General features: G+C 53.2%; 30 protein-coding genes and 3 pseudogenes. 15 read left to right on the top strand and 18 right to left on the bottom strand.

Annotation, left to right across the window (positions count from 1 at the left end; translation table 11 throughout):
• Positions 1-11: 11 nt before the first annotated feature.
• From ACQG19_RS25540 to ACQG19_RS25515, 6 genes are all read left to right on the top strand, one after another.
• The gene (locus ACQG19_RS25540; RefSeq protein ID WP_004196315.1) at positions 12-932 is read left to right on the top strand and encodes a methyltransferase domain-containing protein; all 921 of its coding nucleotides are present in this window, start codon (positions 12-14) and stop codon (positions 930-932) included.
• Positions 933-985: 53 nt separating this feature from the next.
• A complete protein-coding gene (locus tag ACQG19_RS25535) occupies positions 986-1744 on the top strand; it encodes a hypothetical protein (RefSeq protein ID WP_004196325.1) in 759 nt (252 codons plus the stop codon).
• 233 nt (positions 1745-1977) lie between these two features.
• Positions 1978-3276 carry an MFS transporter gene (nirA, locus tag ACQG19_RS25530; RefSeq protein ID WP_004196314.1) on the top strand — a complete coding sequence of 433 codons (1299 nt, stop codon included), beginning with the start codon at positions 1978-1980 and terminating at the stop codon, positions 3274-3276.
• A gap of 105 nt (positions 3277-3381) precedes the next feature.
• Positions 3382-3651: a nickel-sensing transcriptional repressor NcrB gene (locus ACQG19_RS25525; RefSeq protein WP_004196355.1), complete on the top strand. Its 270-nt coding sequence runs from the start codon at positions 3382-3384 to the stop codon at positions 3649-3651.
• Between the two features lie 12 nt (positions 3652-3663).
• The gene (locus tag ACQG19_RS25520) at positions 3664-4794 is read left to right on the top strand and encodes a Ni(II)/Co(II) efflux transporter permease subunit NcrC (protein WP_004196366.1); all 1131 of its coding nucleotides are present in this window, start codon (positions 3664-3666) and stop codon (positions 4792-4794) included.
• Between the two features lie 161 nt (positions 4795-4955).
• Positions 4956-5378 carry a nickel resistance OB fold protein NcrY gene (locus tag ACQG19_RS25515; RefSeq protein ID WP_032072095.1) on the top strand — a complete coding sequence of 141 codons (423 nt, stop codon included), beginning with the start codon at positions 4956-4958 and terminating at the stop codon, positions 5376-5378.
• A gap of 255 nt (positions 5379-5633) precedes the next feature.
• On the opposite strand, the gene ACQG19_RS25510 is transcribed toward ACQG19_RS25515, so the two are convergent.
• From ACQG19_RS25510 to ACQG19_RS25500, 3 genes are all read right to left on the bottom strand, one after another.
• On the bottom strand, positions 5634-6974 hold the full coding sequence (locus ACQG19_RS25510) for an IS1202-like element ISEsa1 family transposase (RefSeq protein WP_246932984.1): 1341 nt from the start codon (positions 6972-6974) through the stop codon (positions 5634-5636).
• Between the two features lie 417 nt (positions 6975-7391).
• Complete coding sequence (locus ACQG19_RS25505; protein WP_013087172.1) at positions 7392-7877, bottom strand: GNAT family N-acetyltransferase; 486 nt, start codon at positions 7875-7877, stop codon at positions 7392-7394.
• On the bottom strand, positions 7865-8131 hold the full coding sequence (locus ACQG19_RS25500) for a DUF1778 domain-containing protein (RefSeq protein WP_012540086.1): 267 nt from the start codon (positions 8129-8131) through the stop codon (positions 7865-7867). Before ACQG19_RS25500 ends, ACQG19_RS25505 begins: the two co-directional genes overlap by 13 nt.
• A 299-nt stretch (positions 8132-8430) precedes the next feature.
• Between ACQG19_RS25500 and ACQG19_RS25495 the strand changes: the two genes are divergently transcribed.
• Both ACQG19_RS25495 and ACQG19_RS25490 read left to right on the top strand, forming a co-directional pair.
• Entirely contained in the window at positions 8431-8754 is a 324-nt protein-coding gene (locus tag ACQG19_RS25495) for an ArsR/SmtB family transcription factor (RefSeq protein ID WP_013087171.1), read from the top strand.
• A 1-nt stretch (position 8755) separates the two neighbouring features.
• Positions 8756-9181 (top strand): annotated as a pseudogene (locus tag ACQG19_RS25490) (NAD(P)H-dependent oxidoreductase); the annotation flags it as partial.
• 67 nt (positions 9182-9248) lie between these two features.
• On the opposite strand, the gene istB reads toward ACQG19_RS25490, so the two are convergent.
• On the bottom strand, positions 9249-10031 hold the full coding sequence (gene istB, locus ACQG19_RS25485; protein ID WP_001531258.1) for an IS21-like element ISSen3 family helper ATPase IstB: 783 nt from the start codon (positions 10029-10031) through the stop codon (positions 9249-9251).
• Positions 10028-11050: an IS21-like element ISSen3 family transposase gene (gene istA / locus ACQG19_RS25480; RefSeq protein ID WP_000627495.1), complete on the bottom strand. Its 1023-nt coding sequence runs from the start codon at positions 11048-11050 to the stop codon at positions 10028-10030. The genes istB and istA overlap by 4 nt, the downstream gene beginning before the upstream one ends.
• 87 nt (positions 11051-11137) lie before the next feature.
• Here istA and ACQG19_RS25475 point away from each other — a divergent pair.
• From ACQG19_RS25475 to ACQG19_RS25455, 5 genes and pseudogenes are all read left to right on the top strand, one after another.
• Positions 11138-11431 (top strand): annotated as a pseudogene (locus tag ACQG19_RS25475) (arsenical resistance protein ArsH); the annotation flags it as partial.
• Positions 11432-11439: 8 nt separating this feature from the next.
• Positions 11440-11985, top strand: a complete 546-nt coding sequence (locus tag ACQG19_RS25470; protein ID WP_013087169.1) for a sigma-70 family RNA polymerase sigma factor — start codon at positions 11440-11442, stop codon at positions 11983-11985.
• A 75-nt stretch (positions 11986-12060) separates the two neighbouring features.
• Complete coding sequence (locus ACQG19_RS25465; protein WP_013087168.1) at positions 12061-12423, top strand: arsenic metallochaperone ArsD family protein; 363 nt, start codon at positions 12061-12063, stop codon at positions 12421-12423.
• A gap of 20 nt (positions 12424-12443) precedes the next feature.
• Entirely contained in the window at positions 12444-14201 is a 1758-nt protein-coding gene (arsA, locus tag ACQG19_RS25460; RefSeq protein ID WP_013087167.1) for an arsenical pump-driving ATPase, read from the top strand.
• A gap of 124 nt (positions 14202-14325) precedes the next feature.
• Positions 14326-14862: a GNAT family N-acetyltransferase gene (locus ACQG19_RS25455; protein WP_013087166.1), complete on the top strand. Its 537-nt coding sequence runs from the start codon at positions 14326-14328 to the stop codon at positions 14860-14862.
• A 34-nt stretch (positions 14863-14896) separates the two neighbouring features.
• On the opposite strand, the gene arsC is transcribed toward ACQG19_RS25455, so the two are convergent.
• The 13 genes and pseudogenes from arsC to parM form a co-directional block, all read right to left on the bottom strand.
• Positions 14897-15322 (bottom strand): glutaredoxin-dependent arsenate reductase, encoded by a 426-nt coding sequence (gene arsC, locus ACQG19_RS25450; protein ID WP_013087165.1) that lies wholly within the window; start codon positions 15320-15322, stop codon positions 14897-14899.
• 12 nt (positions 15323-15334) lie between these two features.
• Positions 15335-15784 (bottom strand): annotated as a pseudogene (gene arsB, locus ACQG19_RS25445) (arsenite efflux transporter membrane subunit ArsB); the annotation flags it as partial.
• Between the two features lie 223 nt (positions 15785-16007).
• Positions 16008-16205, bottom strand: coding sequence for a hypothetical protein (locus ACQG19_RS25440; RefSeq protein ID WP_071888820.1), 198 nt, complete (start codon positions 16203-16205; stop codon positions 16008-16010).
• 50 nt (positions 16206-16255) lie between these two features.
• Positions 16256-16666 carry a DUF1380 family protein gene (locus tag ACQG19_RS25435; RefSeq protein ID WP_013087149.1) on the bottom strand — a complete coding sequence of 137 codons (411 nt, stop codon included), beginning with the start codon at positions 16664-16666 and terminating at the stop codon, positions 16256-16258.
• Between the two features lie 42 nt (positions 16667-16708).
• On the bottom strand, positions 16709-17137 hold the full coding sequence (locus ACQG19_RS25430) for an antirestriction protein (RefSeq protein WP_013087148.1): 429 nt from the start codon (positions 17135-17137) through the stop codon (positions 16709-16711).
• A 356-nt stretch (positions 17138-17493) separates the two neighbouring features.
• A complete protein-coding gene (locus ACQG19_RS25425; RefSeq protein WP_013087145.1) occupies positions 17494-17916 on the bottom strand; it encodes a DUF1380 family protein in 423 nt (140 codons plus the stop codon).
• A 55-nt stretch (positions 17917-17971) separates the two neighbouring features.
• Positions 17972-18193: a hypothetical protein gene (locus tag ACQG19_RS25420; RefSeq protein ID WP_013087144.1), complete on the bottom strand. Its 222-nt coding sequence runs from the start codon at positions 18191-18193 to the stop codon at positions 17972-17974.
• The gene (locus ACQG19_RS25415; protein WP_013087143.1) at positions 18190-18882 is read right to left on the bottom strand and encodes a DNA methylase; all 693 of its coding nucleotides are present in this window, start codon (positions 18880-18882) and stop codon (positions 18190-18192) included. The genes ACQG19_RS25420 and ACQG19_RS25415 overlap by 4 nt, the downstream gene beginning before the upstream one ends.
• A 522-nt stretch (positions 18883-19404) precedes the next feature.
• Entirely contained in the window at positions 19405-19872 is a 468-nt protein-coding gene (locus tag ACQG19_RS25410; RefSeq protein ID WP_013087142.1) for a hypothetical protein, read from the bottom strand.
• 374 nt (positions 19873-20246) lie between these two features.
• On the bottom strand, positions 20247-20450 hold the full coding sequence (locus ACQG19_RS25405; RefSeq protein ID WP_013087140.1) for a hypothetical protein: 204 nt from the start codon (positions 20448-20450) through the stop codon (positions 20247-20249).
• A 28-nt stretch (positions 20451-20478) separates the two neighbouring features.
• Positions 20479-20682: a hypothetical protein gene (locus ACQG19_RS25400; protein WP_226881633.1), complete on the bottom strand. Its 204-nt coding sequence runs from the start codon at positions 20680-20682 to the stop codon at positions 20479-20481.
• Between the two features lie 58 nt (positions 20683-20740).
• Positions 20741-21403, bottom strand: a complete 663-nt coding sequence (locus tag ACQG19_RS25395; RefSeq protein WP_013087138.1) for a plasmid partitioning/stability family protein — start codon at positions 21401-21403, stop codon at positions 20741-20743.
• A 2-nt stretch (positions 21404-21405) separates the two neighbouring features.
• Positions 21406-22377, bottom strand: coding sequence for a plasmid segregation protein ParM domain-containing protein (gene parM, locus ACQG19_RS25390; RefSeq protein WP_023327692.1), 972 nt, complete (start codon positions 22375-22377; stop codon positions 21406-21408).
• A gap of 231 nt (positions 22378-22608) precedes the next feature.
• Between parM and umuD the strand changes: the two genes are divergently transcribed.
• Both umuD and ACQG19_RS25380 read left to right on the top strand, forming a co-directional pair.
• Entirely contained in the window at positions 22609-23040 is a 432-nt protein-coding gene (umuD, locus tag ACQG19_RS25385) for a translesion error-prone DNA polymerase V autoproteolytic subunit (protein ID WP_013087136.1), read from the top strand.
• Positions 23040-24311 carry a Y-family DNA polymerase gene (locus ACQG19_RS25380; protein WP_058654146.1) on the top strand — a complete coding sequence of 424 codons (1272 nt, stop codon included), beginning with the start codon at positions 23040-23042 and terminating at the stop codon, positions 24309-24311. Before umuD ends, ACQG19_RS25380 begins: the two co-directional genes overlap by 1 nt.
• The last annotated feature ends 103 nt before the right edge of the window (positions 24312-24414 follow it).

The following is a 24414-nucleotide window of genomic DNA, read 5'->3' as shown; positions in this document are numbered from 1 at the left end:
GCGGAGAGGCTATGTATAAAGACTCTATCCAGGCGCGTCGAGAGATTGCGCGTAATTTCACTGCACTCAATTATCGTGTTGATCCCCTGCACTGGCAGACGCTCTGCATGGGCGTTAATCGCGACCTTCAGGCCAAAAAAATGCGTCCGAATGTCCCGGTTCCTTCACGGCGTAAAGTCATTCCGTTCCTGAAAATGATGCATCAGGAAACGGGCTCGATGCTCAAAGCGATCCTTGCCTTTGGCTTTGATGGCCCCTGGACATCCAGCGGCGGTTCATTTCGCCTGGCGCGAGAAATTGGGTTCGACATCGCCCACTATGCGAAAAACATTCACCACAAAAACGGGAAAGTCACCTTCCTGGAAATTGGTGCCGCCTGGGCGGGTTTTCGCGCTGAGGAATGTGCCGGCCATCAGGCGACGATTTCCGGGCTTTCCGGGGAGTTCAGGGAGCAACTTGGGGAAAGCGTATTCCTGCACTTCACTAATCTCACACCGTGGCATGCATCGCTGCCAAAAGGCGTGACTGAGCATCCTTACGTGACAGCAGCCGGGCTGGGAGCGCTGGAAAACAGAGGTGTTCAGGCAGGTGAGGTCGATATTATCTACTCCCAGGCAGCGGCCTATTTCGAACAGGATTACACGGCTTTCCTTCGCAGCGCTGCACGCCTGCTGAAAGAGGATGGCGTCCTGATCTTCAACCATGACCCTGTTCTGGCGAGCGCGATGGATGAAGTCGCCTGGGAGCACGGACTGCGGCTGGTCAGACGTAAGCAAATGGGAGGAATGAATGGCGCGATTGCCCGTTATCACCGGCTTCGTTCGTCCCCGGTAAGTCAGATGGTCTTCCCCGGCGTAAAGCGGGCAGAGGATGAAGAAGTGGTCTGTGAATCACTGGTTATGTCGGCGCTTCGTCGCAACGTAGAGGTGTAACGCCCGATATGTTGACGCGCAGACATTTTCTCACCACCACAGGAGCGTTGCTGATGACAACATTACTGCCGGGGGAAACCCTGGCAGCCTCTCTGGCTGAAAAAGTCAGTGAAACATGGCAAAAAATAAACACCCGCCGCAATCAACAAGAGGCGATAACGCCGGGCTGGGTTTTGCAGTCGCTCGGGCTTAAACCTGGCTCAACTGAACTGCGAAGAGCCATTTTTGAGCTGGTCAGGCGGATACCCTATCAGCTCGGTGCATGGAATGGCGAAAGCATGAGTCTGTTTCAGCAGGGCTTTGGCGACTGCCGTCATAAAGCCGCTGCTGCCGAACGACTGCTGACCGATGGTGGCATTACGGCAAAGCGAAAGCTGGTGCGGTTTGACTGGGCTGATTTGCCTGTACCTGCGGATATTCTGGCAATTTTGCCGCAAACACAGGGATTTCATGACACTGTGGCTTTTGAGCTACAGGGCAAAACATACCTGTTTGATGCCACCTGGGATATGGCCTTGCGCGGAGCGGGTTTCCCGGTGATGCCTTCCTGGGATGGCAACTCTGATACCTGGCCGGTGACTTCCCGGATGTCGACGCAGCAAACCGTACTAATGCCGCAGCCAGGGCAGGACATTTACAGCACTAACCAGATGAGCTGGCCGCAGCGCGAGAAAACCATGGCGTTTAATCAGGCACTGAATAACTGGCTGGAGGTCATTCGGGCTAACCGTGATGACTGGTGCACCATTATCCATAGTGATATTGAAGCCACCCGGTTGAGCCTGAAAACCTGTCTGGGACAACTGAGTTAATTCCCTTCTCGTCAGGAGGGGCTGCGCAGGGAAGCGGCGATAACACCTTCGACACTTTTTATGCTGCTTCAGGTATAACGCTGGGATACCTGAAGCTTTTTTATTTAACATCCAAGATAACAGACGAATCAGTATCCTCCTCACCCGGATAAAGCTTGTCATTTTTTTCAGGTCCCTCTATGCTTTGAATATCCCCCTGGGGGGGATGTGATTTCAAACCAAGAGATTTCCTGATGCTCAACATTCTTTCTAATCGTACCTATCGCCACCTGTTTATGGCACAGGTTATCGCCCTTATTGGCACCGGTCTGGCGACCGTTGCGTTAGGGTTACTGGCCTACGATCTCGCAGGTGACAGAGCCGGGGCAGTGCTGGGTACCGCGCTGGCTATCAAAATGAGCGCCTATATTCTTGTTGCGCCCGTGGCGGCGGCTTTTGCCGATAAATTCCCGCGTCGCACCATGCTGGTAACACTGGACCTGGTTCGCGCTCTCGTGGCTATCACGCTGCCTTTTGTCACCCAGATATGGGAAATCTACATCCTGATCTTCATTCTTCAGGCTGCCTCGGCGGCGTTTACGCCTACTTTCCAGGCAACTATCCCGGATATTCTTCCTGACGAACGTGAATATACCCGGGCGCTGTCTCTGTCACGTCTGGCCTACGATCTTGAAAGCGTCATCAGCCCTATGCTGGCGGCTGCACTGCTGACGGTCATGAGTTTCCACAACCTGTTTGCCGGTACGGCAGTCGGGTTCCTTGCTTCAGCAGCTCTGGTTGTTTCCGTGACACTGCCGAAGATGAAAGCGTTAACGGTCAAACGCAGCATCTATGACAAAACTACACGAGGTATGCGCATCTTCCTGAAAACGCCCAGACTGCGCGGCCTGCTGGCACTCAACATGGCCGTAGCGGCAGCGAGTGCAATGGTTATCGTCAACACCGTCGTTCTGGTTCAGGCGGACTTTGGTTTCTCACAGCGGTCTACCGCTATTGCGCTGGCCTTCTTCGGCGTGGGGTCCATGGTATCGGCCCTGGTTCTCCCCAGACTCCTCGACAACATGAGCGACCGTATGCCGATGCTTGCAGGTACGGCGCTTTTAGTCATTGGCCTGGGGTCAGGCATTTTCCTGAAGGATTACATCACGCTGGTTGTGCTCTGGGCACTGCTGGGGGTGGGCTATTCACTTTCTCAGACACCGGGTGGTCGCCTGCTGCGCCGTTCGTCAACAGCGGAAGACAGACCGGCGCTGTTTGCCGCCCAGTTTGCACTGTCACATTCATGCTGGCTGGTGACTTATCCGCTGGCCGGATGGGTTGGTGCGGCATGGGGGACACAGGCTTCATTCATCGCCCTGACTGTTGTGGCAACATTGTCGCTGGTCACCGCCGTACTTATCTGGCGTCCTGAGCATGAAGTGTACGCTCAGGTTCACAGCCACAAAGACCCGGAAACAAACAACGAATCGACCCATGAGCATGATTTCGTCATTGACGATGAACATCCGTCCTGGCCGAAGAAAGAGAAGTAATTTCCCAAAAAAAGACAACGTATCAGGAGAGGATAAGCCGATAAAAAGTGTGACCATGGCGTTGATACACATTATCTTATCCCTTCCACCTGGAGAGGATAAACCATGACCGTTCATGCATCACACCCTGACATTATTAAAAGACTTAAACGTGCCGCAGGGCACCTGAAAAGTACCATCCAGATGCTCGAAGATGAGAAAGCATGTCTGGATATCGCCCAGCAACTGCACGCTGTGGAAAAGGCGATAACGAATGCGAAGCGTACCTTAATTCATGACCATCTGGATCACTGCCTGGAGGATGCCCTTCATGCTGACCACACGGAGTCTGATAAGACGCTTAGCGAATTTAAAGAGATAACTAAATATCTTTAAGGCAAGCGAAACATGACTGATTTTTCCACTCTTTTACAGCAAGGCGTGGCCAATGCCTGGCTGTTCATCCCCAGCGCTATTTTGCTCGGTGCGCTTCACGGACTGGAGCCAGGGCATTCCAAAACGATGATGGCCGCCTTTATTGTGGCCATCCGGGGAACGGTCAAGCAAGCGGTATTACTGGGGCTTGCCGCGACAATTTCTCATACGTCTGTTGTCTGGCTCATTGCGTTCGGCGGAATGTATATCAGTCAGAAATTCACTGCTGAATCAGCCGAACCCTGGTTTCAGCTGATTTCCGCCGTCATCATTCTCGGTACGGCGGCATGGATGTTCTGGCGAACCTGGCGCGGCGAAAAGCTGTGGAAGATGGAGCAGGAAGAGGAACACAGCCACGGTCATCACGATCATGACGAAACCCGCATCATCGATACGGGCCATGGCAGCGTTGAACTCTCGATTTTCGAAGAAGGACAACCCCCTCACTGGCGTTTACGCTCGCTCAGCGGCAAGAAATGGGAAGCTCGCGACATTTCTCTGGTGACCAACCGTGGTCCAGGGACATTTTCACAGGTATTTGATTTCGTCGAAAAAGACGGGTTTATGGAATCGGCCCTGGCGATCCCGGAGCCACACAGCTTTGATGTTCGCCTGTCTTTAGGCCATCGCGGCCATGTGCATGATTATGATGTGGAATTCCGTGAACATGAACACGACCACGATCATTCCTCGCTGGAAGGTCTGGATGTTAATTCTCGCGAATATCAGGATGCTCACGAAAAAGCGCATGCGAACGACATCAAAAAACGTTTTGCGAATCGCAGCGTAACCACCGGACAAATAATCCTGTTCGGCCTGACCGGCGGCCTTATTCCTTGCCCGGCAGCCATTACCGTTTTGCTGCTCTGCATCCAGGTGAAGGAATTTACGCTCGGTGCCGCGCTGGTACTGTGTTTCAGCATCGGTTTAGCGATCACGCTGGTTTCAGTGGGCGCAGCGGCGGCTTTCAGCGTTCGTCAGGCAACCAAACGCTGGAGTGGCCTGGATACGCTGGCGCGGCGGGCTCCATACTTCTCAAGCGTACTGATTGCACTTGTCGGCATTTACATGGGCTATCACGGCTGGATCGGCGTAACGAGCTGATTTTCTCCTGTATGAATCTCACGCCTGAACCCACCAACCGGTGGGTTTTATATTTCTGAAGCCCATCATATTTTTATCCCCCTGCCGGGGATAGGAATTGAGCTTTTATAGCCGCTCATTTATCATCGACAATATCCCCCATGGGGGATGTAAAATTATAAATGGAATCTGCTATGCAAAAACAATATTTCAGTCAGTTCGTCACCGGAGTGTTACTCACTTCGTTCATCGCCATTCCTGCTCTGGCAGCGCAAGGTGGCTTCTCCGCAGAGAAAGAGCCTGTCGTCACTGAGCACATGTATGCCGGTCATAAAGTTCAGCAGGAGAATAGTCAAAGCCGGATTCAGATCGTATCGTCAATGCACGAAGGGGCGTGGATCACACTGGAAGGCAATGTTGTCAGCCAGCAGCAGGACGAGTGGTATACGTTCCGCGACCCAACCGGTACCATCAAAGTCCGCATCCCGCAGAAAGTCTGGAACGGGCAGCACTTCGATGCTCAGGACCTGGTACGGGTCAGTGGACCGGTAAGCCATGAAAATGATGGTTCAATTTTATATGTTGCAGTTATCAGCAAACCCTAAAACACAATTCTGACGGGCTATGTTTTTTTATATATATAGTTCGTCAACCAAACGTCCGCTTCTCGCTCTTAGCGGACATTAGCATAGGCTATTTACCATAACGCCGCATTACGCGCACCGCCCAGACTGACTCAGCGCGTTTCTGGCATATCCCCGGTAAAACAAGTAACAAACCACCCGAAAATGAACACCAGAAACGCGACTTAAGAATCTACCCTATGAATGGATATGCACTCAACCGAATCGATCTTGGTTTCAATCTTTTTTATCGGGATCAGGCTTCTTTTTAGGTAACTTCGGGGGCTTAACTTGCTGATGACTTTGCGTTCGGCGCGTAAGCCAGGGATGGTCAGCTTTAGGTTTAACATAGTATTTTGAGCGTAAATCAATACGGGCATTATCCACTCGTTCAAGGACACTCTTTTCATCATCCAGTGGTATAGGCTCCGGGCCATCAACATACTTTTCCCAGCCCAGCGCTTTCCCGTCATACAGAACGTTAATTTCACCGTCAAAGTTCTCGCATACAGTAACAACCGAATGCCTAAGTCGATATCCCCGGCCCTCACTGCGTACCTGAAACGCACTGCTTTTGTACTGGAAAGTGAGATTTTTAGACAGAACGCGCTTCGCCTGTAGGCTGAAGATATAACCCAGTTCCTCTTCAGAATGGTGCACATCAAGATGAGCATTATCAGTAGTACGAGGCGACGTAGCGAACCGGTTGTTATAGGCTTCAATAAAGGTCGGCAACCATGCATTTGCTGTTTCAATATCACTGATATTCTGAAGCCGCATTTCTTTGACCAGCCTGTCCTGTAGTGTCTGATTGGCGCGCTCTACCCGCCCTTTTGCCTGCGGGCTGTTGGCATGGATTGGCTCGATGCCCAGTGTCTTTATCGCACGAGTGAACTGGGTCAGCTCACCTTCCCGCTCTGGGTTATTTACCCTGAATATACTGTGTCTATCAGAGTAGAGAGCGAGCGGTACGCCATGATCATTAAGGTAACCCCGGAGGGTTTCCATGTAAGCCCGGGTTGTTTCAGCAGGCACAAAACGCAACGCCATCAACGCACTGGTGGCATCATCAATGAAAACGATCAGTGTACATCTGGGGCCTCGATTTTCAAACCAGTCATGAGGTGAGCCATCAATCTGGATCAGTTCACCGTAAGATGGTCGTCGCATGCGGCGTTGATATATACGGGCAATTTTACGACGGCGTTCACGCCATAACCCCTCTTCTATCATCCACTTTCTGAGAGTTTCAACGGATAAAGATAAACCGTGTATCTCGCGCAATTTTTCGCACGCAAACGTAGGTCCAAAATCAGCGTAACGGCCTTTGAGGAGTGAAATTACTGTTGCTCTGAATTCAGTAGAAAAGGAATTATTAGGACGCTTTCCACGTCGGTGGGAAACCAGACCAGAAGGCCCTTCATTTCTATACCGTTGCACCAGACGTTTAACCTGCCGAATAGAAATGCCAATGCGTGCCGCAGCTTGTTCCTGAGTAATATGTCGATTAATTGACTCCTGAATAATCTGAAGTCGGTGGAGTTCCTTATGACTCATCGTAACAGTCTCTTTGATCATGAAAAATCCCCCAGAGAATTGTCTGGGGACATTTTAGAATGGTTCAAAGGGGACATTACAGCTTGGTGTTAACAGACCCATACATCTCCTTGCCTTGCGGCATCTAAGAGGCTATCCTGATGTTGTCTAGGCATACAGGTGGCCTCGTGGGTGTACTGACCCCAAAAAGTTGGACAGATTAACCGAGGCATCAGAGAAAGAGTCCATTGAATACATGGGCTCTTTTTTGTTTCCAGCTAACGCTAAATAGAGTATTCCGTACTCGAATTATCCATCCCGCCGTTTCTTTCCTTTCGCCTTACAGTCTCATCAATAACTGTTCGTCATCTTCTTTCGTGAAGCGTTTCTACTGAATTAACATTAGACGGACCATCCGATTCTCGCTCCCGGCGCTTTGAGCGTAATAGTCTTCGCGTTCTATTGAGGGAGTTTAAGAAATAATGTCCGTTGCTGAGTTTGTGATGGTTTGAAACCATGGTGAATGTAGAAATTTTTAGCTTCTTCGGTGAGTGCATGAACCATGATTGCACGTACACCAATATTCTCGGCAACCCGATAGCAACGAAGCACTGCATCATGAAGTAAATCAGCGCCAAGCCCTTTTCCGCGGAAAGAGAGATCGACAGCAAGACGGGCAAGTATAATAACAGGGATGGGATCGGGCATGTTACGCCGAAGATTGCCTGTCGCTTCTGTATGGTTGACGCTCCCGGTGGCCAGAGAGTAAAAACCGGCTACTTGTTTCGTGTCTTTTTTACACACTACAAACGTTCTGGCCGATCCGAGAGCCTGGTTTTTGAGGCCTTTCTGCTTTAACCAGTCATCCAGAACAGTTTCACCGCAAACGAATTCCGCCACCTGATGAAAGCTGGATAAAGGTTCTGGTACTGTTACACGTCCCACTGAGGTTTCCTTGCCAGCAGTTTATCTATGGCAGGATCATCTGCAACAGGGGCATCAAGCATGTCGATGAATTCGGCATATTGTTCATCGTTAAAATTAAAGACCCGGCGATCGAGGATCACGTTCTCAGCGGCCTGACAGGCCATTTCCAGGATGAAGTCTGTTCGTGATTTGTGAAGAATTTCCGCAGCAGCATCAATGAGCGCCCGCTGTGATTCCTTTGCTCTAAGATTAAGTTGAACATCTGATTTCATGAGACACCTCTGTATAGCATTTGCTTTACAAAGATAGCATAATATTCATGTATAGCAAACGTTATACAATTATTTATCTTCTTTGGTATGCGAAGTTCTGAAGTTCACTTTGCGCTAAAAGCAGCGTTAGACAAAGGAAAGAGCTTAATCCATCCAACACATTAGTCCTACAAACATGATGGCTCGCAACGATTACTTAGCCGCTCTCAACAACTCCCCAACCAGACAGATTGAAGGTTGAAAGAAAAAAACATTTCCATTATTCTAGAAATATAGAATCATTGATTGTGAGAACGAGTATGGAACTTATCAGTGCGTCGACGGTGCTGAAAGAACTTGGGCATGCTACAAGGCTAGGGATTTACAAAAAATTGGTCAAAGCAGGGCCTCAGGGCCTGCCCGTGGGCGATCTACAGAAGCAACTTGAGATCCCAGCATCGACACTGAGTCATCATATTTCATCCCTGATATCAGTATCGCTGGTTCGTCAGGAACGTCAGGGAAGAACTCTGTATTGCCATGCCTGCTATGAAAAACTTAGTGCGCTGATTGCCTTTCTGACGGAAGAATGTTGCACAGGCGCAGATGGACTGCACAATACCAATAACGACGTCGGAGAATAATATGCCCACTGAACTTAAGAATGTTGATGCAGGCCTGTTCGATACCTCCATCACAGAGGCAAAATTCCACGTACCTGCAATTCCCCACCCTCCCCGTATCCTGATGCTGTATGGCTCTGTACGTGAACGCTCATACAGTCGACTGGCAACAGAGGAAGCAGCAAGGTTGCTGACTGCCATGGGCGCAGAGGTGCGGATCTTCAATCCATCTGGCTTGCCTCTTCCTGACGATGCACCTGAAACGCATCCTAAAGTTATGGAACTGCGCGAGCTGGTTCGTTGGTCCGAAGGGATGGTTTGGTGTTCACCTGAACGCCATGGTGCGATGACCGGCATCATGAAGGCCCAGATTGACTGGATACCACTTTCGGAAGGCGCTGTTCGCCCTTCTCAGGGTAAGACGCTGGCCGTTATGCAGGTCTGCGGTGTCAACAACGGGTAAAAAGTGATCCACTTACCGCCACCACCAACGGTTTAATATTGATCCACCTTGTTTACTCAGGATTAGCTTCAGCGATAACCCCGGCCTTTCGTTTCTGCTTCAGTCGATAGCTTTCCCCTTTTATTTGCACGACATGTGAGTGATGTAAGATCCGGTCCAGCATCGCCGATGTCAGCGCTGCATCACCGGCGAACGTCTGATCCCACTGCCCGAACGGCAGGTTGGAGGTCAGGATCATCGCGCTCTTCTCGTAACGTTTGGCGATGACCTGGAAGAACAGCTTGGCTTCCTCCTGACTGAACGGCAGATAACCTATTTCATCGATGATAAGCAGCTTCGGGGCCATGACACCACGATTGAGAGTCGTTTTGTAACGGCCCTGACGCTGTGAAGTGGACAGCTGTAGCAGCAGGTCCGCTGCTGTTGTGAAGCGAACCTTGATGCCCGCCCGTACTGCTTCGTAGCCCATGGCTATCGCCAGATGCGTTTTTCCCACGCCCGATGGCCCCAGCAACACGATGTTTTCGTTACGCTCTATGAAGCTCAGGGATCGCAGCGACTGGATTTGCTTCTGAGGAGCGCCGGTGGCGAAGGTGAAGTCGTACTCCTCGAACGTCTTTACCGCCGGGAAGGCTGCCATCCGCGTGTACATCGCCTGTTTACGCTGATGCCGGGCCAGTTTCTCCTCATGTAACAGGTGCTCCAGGAAGTCCATGTAGCTCCATTCCTGATCCACCGCCTGTTGCGACAGCGCCGGCGCTGCGCCGATAAGACTGTCCAGCTGGAGCTGTTCGGCAAGCACCATCAGCCGTTGATGTTGCAGTTCGACCATCATGCGGCTCCTCTGCAGAACGTGTCATAGATGGAGAGCGGATGATGCAACGGCTGCCTGTCGAAGGTCATCAGGCTTTCATCAACCTGCACATCATACTGTTTTTTCTCCGGTGGCAGTGCCAGCATGGATTGCTGTTCCTCCACCCAGCGATCGCAGGGGCGGGTCTGGATAGTTTCATGCTTACGTTGATTGGCCACATCGTACAGCCAGCGCAGGCCGTAACGGTTTGCGGTTTCAACATCGACGGTGATCCCCATCGGACGCAGGCGTGTCATTAACGGGATATAGAAGCTGTTGCGGGCGTACTGCACCATCCTCTCCACCTTGCCTTTAGTCTGCGCCCTGAAGGGACGGCACAGGCGGGGAGAGAAGCCCATCTCTTTGCCGAACTGCCACAGGGAAGGATGGAACCGGTGCTGCCCGGTCTGGTAAGCATCACGCTGCAGCACCACCGTTTTCATATTGTCGTACAGGACTTCCTGCGGTACACCGCCGAAGAAGCTGAACGCATTGCGGTGACAGGCTTCCAGCGTGTCGTAGCGCATGTTGTCGGTGAACTCGATGTAAAGCATTCTGCTGTATCCCAGAACAGCGACGAACACATGCAGGGGTGACTTGCCGTTTCGCATGGTCCCCCAGTCAACCTGCATCTGCCGTCCGGGCTCGGTTTCGAAGCGAACGACCGGTTCTGCCTGTGCTGGCAGGGTCTGTTTACGGATGAACTCTCTCAGGATAGTAAGCCCTCCACGATAGCCCAGCTCCATGATTTCCCTGGCAATAACGGTCGCCGGGATTTTGTAGGGATGCGCATCGCTGATCCGCTTAGAGATGTAATCACGGTATTCATCGAGCAGTGATGATGGTGCCGGGCGTGGTGAATACTGCGGCTTTTCAGATTTGGCTTTCAGGTGGCTGCGGACAGTATTGCGCGAAATACCCAGCTCCCTGGCAATGGCCCGGATACTCATTCCCCGCTTGTGCAGGACTTTAATTTCCATACGAATCTCAAAAGTGATCATAAGCTCCCCTGTATTCAGAGGAGCAGATTAACCCCTGGATCAATTTTCAACCGCTGGGGTGGATCAGTTTTGCACCGTTGGTAACACTGCGGTGGCTCTCAGTCTTTCAATGCCGTAAACCAGATGCGTATTCTTGGCCGATGGATGCGGATGATCACCATCCCGAATCAGTCCTCTGTGGCAAAAGCCTGGCAGGAGTTTGATGAAGATTAACGAATGAAACCGTCGTCTTATTACGACCGCATCGTAGATGTAATGGAAGAACTGGTGAAATTTACTCTGCTGACCCGAGGTAACTCAGCCTATCTCGTTAATCGCTACAGCGAACGAAAAGAGTCGGCAGAAGAACTTTCCCGGCGAGTTAATCAGAGCAAAATTTGAGGGCTGGTATGAGTGATGTAACGGCATTCAACAACTGCATGAGCGTGTTCTGGCGGCAACATGAAGCCGAACTCGCTCGATTTCTGACATCGAAGACAGGCGATAGCGAAAAAGCAGCAGATCTTCTGCAAGAGCTATTCCTGCGTGCCCGCGCTCATTCAGACAGTTTTTGTGAGATGGAGAATCCACGAGCCTGGCTGTACCGGGCTGCGAGGAACCTGCTGATTGATGAGTACCGCACCGCCAGGGATTTCGTTGAGCTGGAAGAAGATGCCCCATTAACTGACGCATCCCCTGAGGCAATCTCAACGCTGGGTATTTGCCTGCCTGAAACATTACAGGCATTACCTGAGGATGAGCGGTGGTTGATTGAAGAATCCGACCTTAACCGGCGTCCCCAGCAGTCTCTGGCCGATGAACTGGGAATCACGCTTACGGCGTTTAAATCTCGACTACTTCGGGCCAGAAAGCACCTGAAAGAAGCGATGACAGAACTTTGCCAAATTGAGGCGGATGACACTTCTTCCGTCTGCTGCCACAAAAAAATGAATTAATCGCGCATCTTTTTCCCACCATCTTCGTTTACCTCAGTGTAAAGCCAATCGACTAAACACTGAGGTAAACAGTCCATGTCAAATATTGAGATCTTTGAAGCAGCAGGCTGCTGCGCAACCAGTAGCGTTGTGGTCAGCGACGAAGCCATCAAATGGAACGCCAGCGCCGAATGGGCGAAAAAAAATGGCGTTGATATTCAGCGCTACAGCCTTGCAAAGAACCCGCAACAGTTCCTGAATACGCCTGTCATTAAAGAGTTTCTGAACACATCAGGGATGGAGTCCCTTCCTGTCACCTTGCTCGACGGCAAGCTAGTGATGGCAGGCAAACTGCCAACTCGTGAAGATATCGCCCGTTGGGCAGGTATTCCGCTTACTCAGGACTGGAGTGAAGGCAGCACGCAACCACGCTGCTGCAGCATTCCACGCATGCCTTAATTCCAGAGGAGCTATTACTGATGAATATTCCATTTTTAAAAGACATTCCCCCGTTCATCTTCTTCACTGGCAAAGGTGGTGTGGGTAAAACATCCCTGGCATGTGCTACTGCGGTATGGCTGGCCGATCAGGGTAAGAGAACGCTTCTGGTGAGTACCGATCCGGCTTCCAATGTCGGCCAGGTATTTAGCCAGACTATCGGCCACCGAATCACAGATATCAGTACCGTAGAAAATCTTGCCGCTATGGAAGTTGATCCGATGGCTGCAGCACAGGCTTATCGTGACCGCGTGCTCGACCCGGTTCGCGGGCTGATGCCAGCCGATGTGGTCAGCAGTATTGAAGAGCAGCTCTCCGGCTCATGCACCACAGAAATCGCTGCGTTTGATGAGTTTACTGGTCTGCTGACCAATCATGAGCTGCGGGAAAAATATGACCATATCGTATTTGATACCGCGCCAACCGGTCACACCATCCGCATGCTTGAATTGCCGGGAGCCTGGAGCGGTTATCTCGAAGCGAACCCTGATGCCGCTGCAAACCTTGGACCTCTGGTAGGGCTTGAGAAACAACAGCACCAGTACTCCGATGCGGTTAAAGCGCTGTCCGACGCAGCTCTCACACGCTTAGTGCTGGTTGCCCGAGCTCAGGCTTCAACGCTGAAAGAGGTTTCTCATACGCACGATGAGCTTTCTGCTATTGGTTTGCAGCATCAACACCTTGCCATCAATGGTGTGCTGCCGCCGTTTGCTGGTGAGGATGACCCACTGGCGCAAAGTATTCTGGTTCGGGAAGAAAAAGCATTACAGGCAATGCCTGATAATCTGGCTAATCTTCCCCGCTCGCAGCTGTATCTGAAGCCATTTAACCTGGTCGGCCTGGAAGCCCTGCGGGAGCTATTTACCCAGAGCAAAGCCGCACCGGCTCTCCCTGATACCACGTTGAATGTTCTGGATTTACCGAAACTGTCTTCACTGGTTGATGAACTGAGCCAAACTGGCAATGGGCTGGTCATGACGATGGGTAAAGGCGGTGTAGGTAAAACGACCATTGCAGCGTCAGTCGCGGTATCGCTGGCGAAACGTGGTCATAAGGTCCACCTGACTACATCCGATCCGGCAGCACATCTGTCTTACACACTGGATGGCTCGCTGCCCAATCTTCAGGTCAGCCGTATCGACCCGAAGGTAGAGACAGAACGTTATCGCCGCTTTGTCCTGGAAAATCAGGGCAAAGGATTAGATGCAGAAGGGCTGGCGGTGCTTGAGGAAGACCTCCGCTCACCATGCACTGAAGAGATCGCCGTCTTCCAGGCATTCTCTCGGATCATCAAAGAAGCAGACGACCATTTTGTCATTATGGATACAGCCCCAACAGGTCACACGCTTCTGCTACTGGATGCAACAGGAGCCTATCACCGGGAAATGGTGCGCCAGATGGGGCAAACGCATGACAATTTGTTGACACCAATGATGCTATTGCAGGACCCGGAGAAGACGAAGGTGATTATCGTGACGCTTGCCGAAACGACACCTGTACTGGAAGCAGCAAACCTGCAGCAGGATTTGCGTCGTGCTGAAATTGAACCATGGGCATGGGTAATCAATAGCAGTCTGGCTGCTGCGAAACCGTCCTCACCGTTCCTCGTAACCCGAGCCAGTCGCGAACTGCCTCTGATAAATGACGTTACAGAGCAGTTTGCAGAGCGTATTGCATTAACACCGCTGCAGAATGAAGAACCAGTGGGTGCAGCTCTGCTGGCAAAAATGGCAGGCTAAAAGATGGGGCTGCGGCCCCATTTCCTGCAGTCAAACTTTTACTTATACAGGCTATAAGTTTAAGTATTTAACCTTCTGTCGCGAATTCCGGTAGCTTGTAAAGCATCATTACTGGAGTAACACGATGCACATTATTAATGCTGAAGAACAGCACATTACCGCGATACGCAATATCTATGCTCACCATGTTCTGCATGGTACAGGTAGCTTCGAAACCGAACCTCCGGATACGCAGGAAATGCTTAACCGACTGAGGAGCATTCAGTCTCGGGGATTTCCTTGGTATGTCGCTCTGCATGGCGATACGGTCATCGGCTACTGTTATATTTCCCGTTACCGCGAACGCCATGCCTATCGGTTTACAGTTGAAAATTCGATATATATTGATCCGACTTATCAGCGCCAGGGCGTCGGAAAAGCACTGCTCAATCATGCATTAAAATGGGCCGAGTCCCAGGGATATCGTCAGATGATTGCTGTCGTAGGTGACAGCGCTAACGTCGCTTCTGTTGCGCTTCATATCCGCACAGGATTTACTGAAATAGGCACATTAAAAGACATTGGTTTCAAACATGGCCGCTGGCTTGACACGGTTTTGCTGCAAATGAAACTTGGTGAAGGGAATCGTACTCTGCCAGAAGATTCAGATCTTATGCTCTGAGGCAGGAATAAGGGGGCGTCTGCCCCCTTTATCTTTATTTCAATCGCTTACCTGTTTCATCAACGACTTTCTCGCCGTCTTCCTTAGCAAATGCGCCTTTTTGCGCATCCGGAAGAATATCCAGCACCACTTCGGAAGGGCGGCAAAGGCGCGTTCCCAGCGGTGTCACCACAATCGGACGGTTAATCAGGATCGGATACTGAAGCATAAAATCGATTAACTCACCGTCAGTAAACTTATCTTCAGCAAGCCCCAGTTCTTCATAAGGCTCGACGTTTTTGCGCAGCAAAGCCCGGACTGAAATGCCCATATCTGCAATGAGTTTGACCAGCTCATCGCGTGAAGGTGGATTTTCAAGGTAATGAATAACGGTCGGTTCATTACCACTGTTGCGGATCATCTCCAGCGTATTACGCGACGTGCCGCAGGCCGGGTTGTGATAAATGGTGATGTTGCTCATATCAGTATCTCATTACAAAGTGAAAGAGAGACGTAACGCCAGCGCTGCCAGCGTTACAAACAGCACAGGCAGAGTCATGACGATCCCGGTGCGGAAATAGTATCCCCAGGTGATGGTCATATTCTTCTGTGAAAGGACATGCAGCCAGAGCAGCGTTGCCAGGCTACCTATAGGTGTAATTTTCGGGCCCAGATCGCAGCCAATCACGTTGGCGTAGATCATCGCCTCTTTAATAACGCCAGTTGCAGTGCTTCCATCGATAGAAAGAGCGCCAACCAGCACGGTAGGCATGTTGTTCATGATGGAAGACAGGAAAGCCGTCAGGAAGCCAGTACCCAGCGTCGCAGCCCAGAGTCCTTTATCCGCCAGTACGTTCAGCACTCCTGAAAGGTATTCGGTTAGCCCGGCGTTGCGCAGACCGTAGACCACCAGGTACATCCCCAATGAGAAGATGACGATTTCAGAGCCGCCACGCCACGCCACGCCACGCCACGCCACGCCACGCCACGCAGGACCGTATCCGTGACAATTTGCCCTCACAATGCCTTTCATCTGCATCTCTCCGGGCTTACATCCGGGCGGGAGGGGGCAGCGCCGCAGGCGCTGGCCTTACCGTCCGTCAGCCCGAAGGGATGACAGGGTTTTCGCGCGCGAACAGGCGGCGCCTATGCCCCGCCCGGATTATTTACTGTGCATCCCCCTGACCGCCCTGGAGAATGAAGTGGCCGCAAAGATAGACGGCGCACTGGCGGGTAGCCGATTCGCAGATCTCTTCAAGCACTTTAGCTGTGGTTACGGGGCTGAGTCCGGATTCGCGACGTCGCTCGTTGATAAGTGTTTTATACTGGCGCAGGATGCTGCGGGTTTCCGGTGACAGTTGCAAGGTGTTCTCCTTTTGTTCTGTTTCCGGAGGCAATGCCTCCGGTTTCTCTGTCAGGCATCGAGCGCCGCGCGCAGGCGCATCATGACGTCGTTTTCTTCTTTCAGGGTTTCTTCAGCTGATCCGCCGCCATCCTCCGCGCATACTGCGATACGTTGCATCTCCCGTCCTGCAAGCTGCATGACTAAGGCCAGCGATTTCGCGGGAATAGTCACGGTTCGCTTCTCGCGTCGCTCATCGAGCATGGTTTCGACAATCGCCCGTATCTGGCCGATATCCGCGCCACTTTCAAGGCATGAACTTAGCCGACGCAGGACTTCATCCAGTTCCTCATCGGTTAAATCCCAGTCAAGGCAGACGCAACGAATGTCATTTCGATTCCAGCAGGCGAAAACGTATTTCTCGCCATCGAGGTCGGAATGTCTGAACATTTCAAGGGCAATTTCTCTTGCTGTACCAATCATGTTTTTCTCCTTTTATCGGGCGGCATCACCGCCCGTGGTCAGTCAGTCAAGGGCACGCCAGATGGTGGCGCTTTCCGGATGGGTGTCAGCAAATGCCATAAGCTGCTCATAGCGACGGCAGAAGTGGCGGCACAGTTCTTCATGGTCATGGTTGCTGTGGTGCCAGCTCCGGTGATTCAGTACCAGCGCCGTGAGGATGATCCCCGCCACTTCCCCGCTGACAGTCTCCTCAAACCAGTTGTCCGGATTGCACAGGGTCAGGCTCTCCACGTCAGGCGCCATATATCCGCCGCCTTCCGGCAGCCGGTAAAACTGCCAGAATCCCCCCTGATACTCAGGGCAGTAACGCTGGGCGTAGGCGTACACGGATGCCTCGGACGTCATAAAATCGCCGCCAAACAAATCAGGCAGGAAAGTCAGGCGCTGCGCACCCTCAAGACGAACAGCATCACAGGTCACGGTCTGGTTCATAGATCCTCCACGGTTAACATATTCTCGGTTCCGGCATCGCCGTGACGACACGACAAACCGGCGAAAAGCGGAGGACACAGGGGCGACGCCGCAAGCCGCAGCGCAAAGCCTTCACGGGCTGAATGCACCGTGAAGGGTGCGAACGGGTGAGGACGGAGGCGTAAGCGAACCCTTGTGGCCGATGCGGCCGGGCTACAGTGAAGTCACGGCGCATGCCGTCACCGCACGGAGCTTCAGAGGAGTTTCATTGTCCCGACGTGGCCCGGAGGGCAGCGGCGGATAAAAGCGAAAGGCACTGACATCCTTTTCGCAGTGGATGGCCACCGGTTGCCGGGGCGTTACCCCGGCTCTCTCCCTTACGCGGCCAGCGTCTCCTGTAATGCGTGAACGTCCTTCAGCTCATTCCTGACGGATTCAGGCTCCTGCCGCCCGGCTTCCCAGGCCATACCGATCCGGTTTTCCAGCTCGCATTCATAGTTACGCAGGACGCGGGACAGGAGTACCGCCGGAACACTCACCTGACGGTTTGCCACTTCCCACTGACGGGCCAGGAGATCGCTGACAGTCAGATTATTTACCCCCTCCTGGCGGTATTGCGTCATTTTCATTTCGCCGATCGCCTTCATCAGATTCCGGATTTCAGCCCCGTCCGGTTCTGGCTGGGCTTCACGGCAGGCCACGCTAATCCCCTCTTCCGTCCAGACCAGCAGGACCAGGGGTTCGTCAAACGTGAACATGTTTTTAAGCTGTACACAAAGTTCTTCGCGGGTTCCGTACATCGTTTGTTCTCTCTTGTAAGGGGTTACAGGCCGGGCATCAGCCCGGCAGGGTCAGTCAGTCCTGAAAGGTTTCGTCCAGCACCAGGGCTTCGCGGTAGGCTTCAAGAAGCAGGGTGTTGATCCGGCGCAGAGTCTGCGCAGCCATACGTTCGGTAAGCGTTGCCGCGTCGTGCCGGTGCTGCGATTCGAGGCGGTTCAGCAGCATCCGCACGTCACACATGGCATTGCTGAGCGCGGCCACGTCCGCGCGCAGGTGTTCAAGGCCCGGGTAGTTCATGCCGCCTCCGGCCAGTCGGGGTAAAACGCGCCGTCATTGGCCGCCGGCATCCTTCTTGCCCGTTCAACCTGTGCCAGACGTCGAACGCCGGCGGCGTGGTACTGCTCAAGCATCTCGATCCCGATATAGCGGCGGCTGGCTTCGGCGGCGGCCACGCAGGTGGAGCCGCTGCCGGCGAACGGGTCAAGGACAATAGCCCCCGGACGCGTGAGCGATTCAATCAGCGGCCGCAGGCTCTGCACCGGCTTCTCCGTCGGGTGATGTCGGTTGCCCGTGTATTTCCAGGGGATCACGTCCGGGATGGGACGGTCCGGGGTTTGCGGCCTTCCCTTCGCCAGCAGGTAGGCGCTCTCATGGGTGTAACCCACGAACGTCGATTTTGAGGCGTAGCTCTTGGCAAAGACGATATGGCCAACCACCCGGAAACCGGCCGTTTTCCACGCATTCAGAAACAGATCCGCGCGGTTCCAGGCATAGAAACTCACCATCAGGCTGTCATTTTTCAGCACGCGGTACATTTCATGACAGGCGGGCTGGAGCCATTCGGCAGAGTTGTCCCCGGCCAGGGTGCGGCCGGTACGGTCCTTATAGCCAACCAGGTACGGTGGATCGGTAAGAATAAAATCGACGGCACGTGCCGGAAAACGGGACATCACCTGCACGCAGTCACCCAGAATAAAACGGGACATAGACACACTCCTCTCTGATATGCGGCACCCTGTTGCGCCGTGCCGCCACAAAAACCCGGCGAAAAGCGGAGGGCGCAGGGGCGACGCCGCAAGCCGCAGCGCAAGCCTTTCACGGGCTGAATGCACCGTGAAACGTGCGAACGGGTGAGGACGGAGACAACGTGAACCCTTGCGACCACAGCAGCCGGGTTAGCGTGAAGGCACGGCGTTGAACACGCCGCCGGCTGGCGGCAATAAGGCGGAGGGAACCGACATCCTTCGGTACCGGTTCTGGTAGCTGATGAGTACGTGAGTGTATGGCAGAATGCACGCTGATAATGGATTCGCGCCGTTATCTGACATGTGTGCCTTTGATTTCAGGACGTCCCCGACCGGAGACGTCTTTTTTTTGATTCGGATATATGGCAGGTGAAAGTGCGAAGTGATTATGTGATTATCAGCGCCGAAAACATCTTAAGGGTTTTCACCTGTAACGAATTGCATGGCTTCAGGACACCCCCTCCCCGGATGGTGTCCTTTTTTTCAGCGCCCCTTCACGTGGTCGATAGCGAACTGCAGCGTGTCCCAGTTAAAACCGATGCCTGCATCGTGGCTGTGGTCGCCGATACGCATGGCTTCTGCAATTTCCTCCTCCGACAGACTGCTATCGAGCGACAGAAAATCATCTTCCAGCCAGAACGTCCCCATACACAGTGCATCCGGTGGGTACTGCTTCAGCCTGGCGATGAGCCCTGCTACCGTCACATCATCACGACATGCAGGACGCGGCGGCAGGACGCGATCGGCGATGTCGTTCCAGCACCAGTCATCGCACTCCGGTACGGGTTCCAGCAGGGTCTGTAATTCCACGCCCGGCAGCAGGGAGAGCTGCTCCAGAACCTCCCCCAGAGAAAGTCGCTCTCCGCTGGCATCTTCACTCCCCAGGTAATGGTGATTGATATAGACGGCAAACTCGCCGTTATCGGGTTCAATACAGGTCAGTCTGAACATGGTTGTGTCCTCAGCATCCGGCACCCTCTTGCGCCGTGCCGCCACAAAAACACGGCGTAAAGCGGAGGACGCCAGGGAGACGCCGAAGCCGCAGCGCAAGCCCTTCACGGGCTGAATGCACCGTGCAGGGCGCGAACGGGTGAGGACGGAGACAACGTGAACCCTTGCGACCGCAGCGGCCGGGTTAGCGTGAAGGCACGGCGGGTAATTTTTTACGGGAGATATAAAGCGGAGGAAAAATTTCACATTAAATTAAAATGTGATTTACATCACAAAACAATACATTATAATCGCCGAAAAATTAAGCGTTTAGTTTTGACGGCAGGGATGAGATGTCACTCTGCCGTTTTTTTCTGAAGTGTACGGGACCGGATTTAACGCGCAGGAGCTGCACCAATACGTCTCAGCGCATCCTCTACTTCACGCAGCCCAAAAATATCTTCCGGCGGCTGCTCTTTTCCGGACAGGCTACATACCGTAAAGACGGCATTTGATGCGGATAATCTCTCGCGGAACAACGCCTGCAGTGCCACAACGACCAGCGTACGTTCGTCTCCTGTCAGTTCTTCAAGCTGCATACTGTTTCCTTCAGGTTAATGTTCATATTCATCCCCGCCCCTCTGGTTTTTTCTCGTCAAACGCCAGGAGAACCCCGAGGCCGATCAGTGAGGCATAGCAGACCTGCATCGCGATTGTCACCGGCAGTGAGATGTTATCAACCAGAACGCCAGGAACCACGACGGCCACGCCAGCCAGTATCATTCCCCTGCCGGTCTTTTTGACCCGTTCCGGCCACTGAGATTCAGGCACGTTCCGGGCCCGCAGAAAGTTATGAATGCACTGCTTTTTGTTTAATCACTGACATGCTCTAGTCTCCGAATGCCCGGCGCATATTTTTCTTTATGCTGGTCGCTTCAGCGGATACCGGTGCGGCAGGCTCCGCAGGTTTCGCCGGCACTGCAGCCATACTCACGTCAGCCGTATCGGCCATCTGCTGAACCAGAACCTGCAACTCGCTGACCGTGCCGGGCGGTACCGGCATGCTGGCCAGCAGACGCGGCAGCTCCGGTGCGGTCGTATGCAGGGCCAGACCGGTGATTATCAGGTTTCTCAGCAGCTCTCCGCGCAGGCGGGATGACACGCCCGTCAGCACACGCTCAACCCGTTCACTGCTCCGGTCATCCTGAAGCGTCAGGGTGTAACGCCGGCGCTGGTATTCGGTCTCCGGTGACATGGCCAGAGCAGCAACGCCACCATCAGGCTCATCAGGAAGTCCTGAGAGTGAAGACCAGGTGCCGGATACCAGCGCCATCACGGCACAAAGCCGGATGGCACTCAGATGTCCGTCAAAGAACACCGGGATCAGCGCCGGTAAACGGGCATCCGTCTGGTACATCACCGCCCCGGCGGTGGCGGCGGTCCGAATGAAGTCACCGCGCAGGGGCTGTGAGATGGTGCTGATGGTCGCCATCGCCGTGATGTCGGTGCGATCGTCGCTGTGCAGATAGAAAGAATACTGGCCGTCCGGCACGTTTAGTCCTCTTTATTGTAAAGGGCAATCTCTCTGGCCAGCGCCAGCTGCGGATCGCCGATAACCTCGATACGGTCAGGAGCCAGAGGCCAGGCCTGACGGATAGCCTCTTCAATGAGGGATGCCCCTCCCCCGACCAGGAATACCCGGTTAACGCTCCTGAAGACCGTCAGCTCACTGGTGACACGCGCGCCCAGGGAAGTGATTGCCTCTGTAATTTTGTTCAGAACATCGTCAATTTTTCCGGCATCGTTGATCACTCGCTGCAGATACTGACGATCATTGCGGTTGCGGATGACCGTGTCAGCAATAAGCGCGCTGGTTTCGCTGTCTGCAGCCCGCAGCGCGCCTGCAGCTGCGCGGGTGACCTGTGACACGCCGACAGACGGATTGCCGTGTACCGCACTGATATCATCAAACTGTCCGACAATCACGCCGGCATCGAGCGTGGTTCCGCCGAGATCGATAATCAGGGTGGTCTCAGCGGGTCCGGGCTTCAGCTCCGCGAGACGGGAGAACGCCGCCGGCAGTGATTCAGGCATCACCTTCACGTCCGTTACGGTAAATGCCCTGCCCTTATTCAGAACCAGCTCACGCATCAGGTTTTCTCGTTTGCGTCGGATGTTCTCCTCGTTCCGCTGGCAGTCCCCGTCATAATACTCGCTCAGGGGCAGCGTCACGGTCAGGCTCACCGGCTGCGGCTCAAGTCCGCTGTTCAGCAGGGCATGATGCACGGCCAGCAGGTTGAGATCACCGTACTGGTATTCCACGTTTGTTGTCGGGATGGCATCCCGGCTGACGCTGTCCCAGGTGTATTTCAGCGTGCCCACCTGATAGTTGAACGTTGCGGCACTGAATTCCGCCACTTTCCAGCCATGCCGGAAGGAGTTAGCAGAAACCCGGGTCTGCAGCTCGTTTCCTTCAAACCATGCCAGCTTAACATTAGTTGAACCATCATCGCAGTAAATATTCATCATTATGCTCCGTCAATTAAACTCAATTTGATACATATTATAAGAGCAAAATGGCAAAATAAAAGCCATACTTCTCATTATGAGTAATTTAAATGTTCCATAATGATATTAAATAGCATTTTGAGTAACTTAGGTTACTCACCCTGTTCATGAAGCAGGTGATCTGGATTATCCTCACGCTGTTAAATATACTGTATGCATATCCAGTATATTTAGACGTCAGGAGGAAAGATGAAACTGCAGCTTTTCAGCACCGGGAAAGCACTCCCGCCACAGGCCCATCCGTTGTTTGCAGACCTGGCCAGCTGCGGTTTTCCGAGCCCTGCCGCTGACTATGTCGAGTCCGACCTGGATCTCCATGATTACTGCATACGGCACCCAAGCGCGACTTACTATCTCCGTGCCAGCGGTGACAGCATGTCCGACGGCAGCCTTTACAATGGCGATCTGCTGGTTGTGGACAGTGCAGAGAAGCCCCGGCACGGCGATATTGTTGTGGCCAGTGTGCAGGGGGAGTTTACGGTTAAACGGCTTCTGCTGACGCCACGACTGACGCTGCAGCCAATGAACGCCGCCTGGCCGCCGATTTATCCCGACCCGGACGATCTGGATATCTTTGGCGTCGTCACGCACATCATCCACCGCCCGAGGGAGATGTACTGATGTTTGCCCTGGCCGATGTGAACAGCTTTTATGCCAGCTGCGAACGTGTTTTCCGCCCGGATTTGAAAGGAAAGCCGGTTGTGGTGCTCAGTAATAACGATGGCTGCGTTATCGCAAGAAGTGCCGAGGCAAAGCCCTGGATCAAAATGGGCATGCCGTGGTTTCAGATGAAAAACGAAACGTATCCGGAAAAAATATACGCGTTCTCAAGCAACTATGAACTTTATGCCTCGATGTCAGCGCGCGTGATGAGCTGCCTGGAGGAGCTGGCCCCAAGGGTGGAACAGTATTCGATTGACGAGATGTTCCTCGACCTGACCGGCGTTGAGCACTGCATGGACCTGGAGGACTTCGGCCGGCAGCTGCGCCAGCACGTGTATGACTGTACCCGTCTGACCATCGGCGTGGGTGCCGGGCCGACGAAAACCCTGGCAAAATCAGCCCAGTGGGCCTCAAAGGAGTGGAAACAGTTTCGTGGTGTGCTCGCCCTGACCAGGGGGAATCCTCAGCGAACGCGGAAACTGCTTTCACTGCAGCCGGTCGAAGAGATCTGGGGCGTGGGAAACCGTATTGCACGCAAACTTAATGTACTGGGTATCAGGACCGCGCTCGATCTGGCCCTGACGAACCCGGCCTTTATACGCAAAAATTTCTCCGTCGTTCTCGAGCGAACAGTACACGAACTGAACGGGGAAAGCTGCATGTCGCTTGAGGAAGCACCACCGACGAAACAGCAGATCGTCTGCAGCCGCAGCTTTGGAGAGAAAATCACGGAGTACGATTCGCTCCGCCAGGCTGTCTGTCAGTACGCAGAGCGGGCCTCTGAAAAGCTGCGGAAAGAGCGCCAGTACTGCCGGCATATTTCCGTTTTCATCAAAACGTCTCCGTTCGCCGTTAAAGAGCCTTACTACGGCAACGTGGCCACGGAGAAACTGCTTACACCCACTCAGGACACCCGGGACATTATTGCGGCCGCCACAACGGCTCTGGAGCGTATCTGGAAGGATGGGCACCTGTATGCCAAAGCCGGTGTGATGCTGAATGACTTCACCGGCTCCGGCGTTTCGCAGCTGCAGCTGTTCGACGAACGTCCGCCACGTCCTCACAGCTCTGAGCTGATGAAGGTTCTCGATGGCATTAATCATTCCGGTCTGGGACAGATCTGGTTTGCCGGGCGAGGGATAGCGCCATCATGGCAAATGAAACGCGATATGCTCTCCCCTGCGTACACCACCCGCTGGAAAGATATTCCCGTTGCGAGGATCAGATAAATTCTGCTTTTCTGAGAGAGCCAGTAGTGCTCGCCGCAGCCGAACGACAGGGCGAAGCCCGCGAGTGAGCGAGGAAGCACCAGGGAACAAAACGAACATAATC

The sequence above is a fragment of the Enterobacter cloacae complex sp. 277I4 genome (assembly GCF_050031465.1).
GTDB lineage: Bacteria > Pseudomonadota > Gammaproteobacteria > Enterobacterales > Enterobacteriaceae > Enterobacter > Enterobacter cloacae.
Note: the sequence above shows the minus strand (reverse complement) of the source record. Positions and strands in the feature narration are given on the sequence as shown.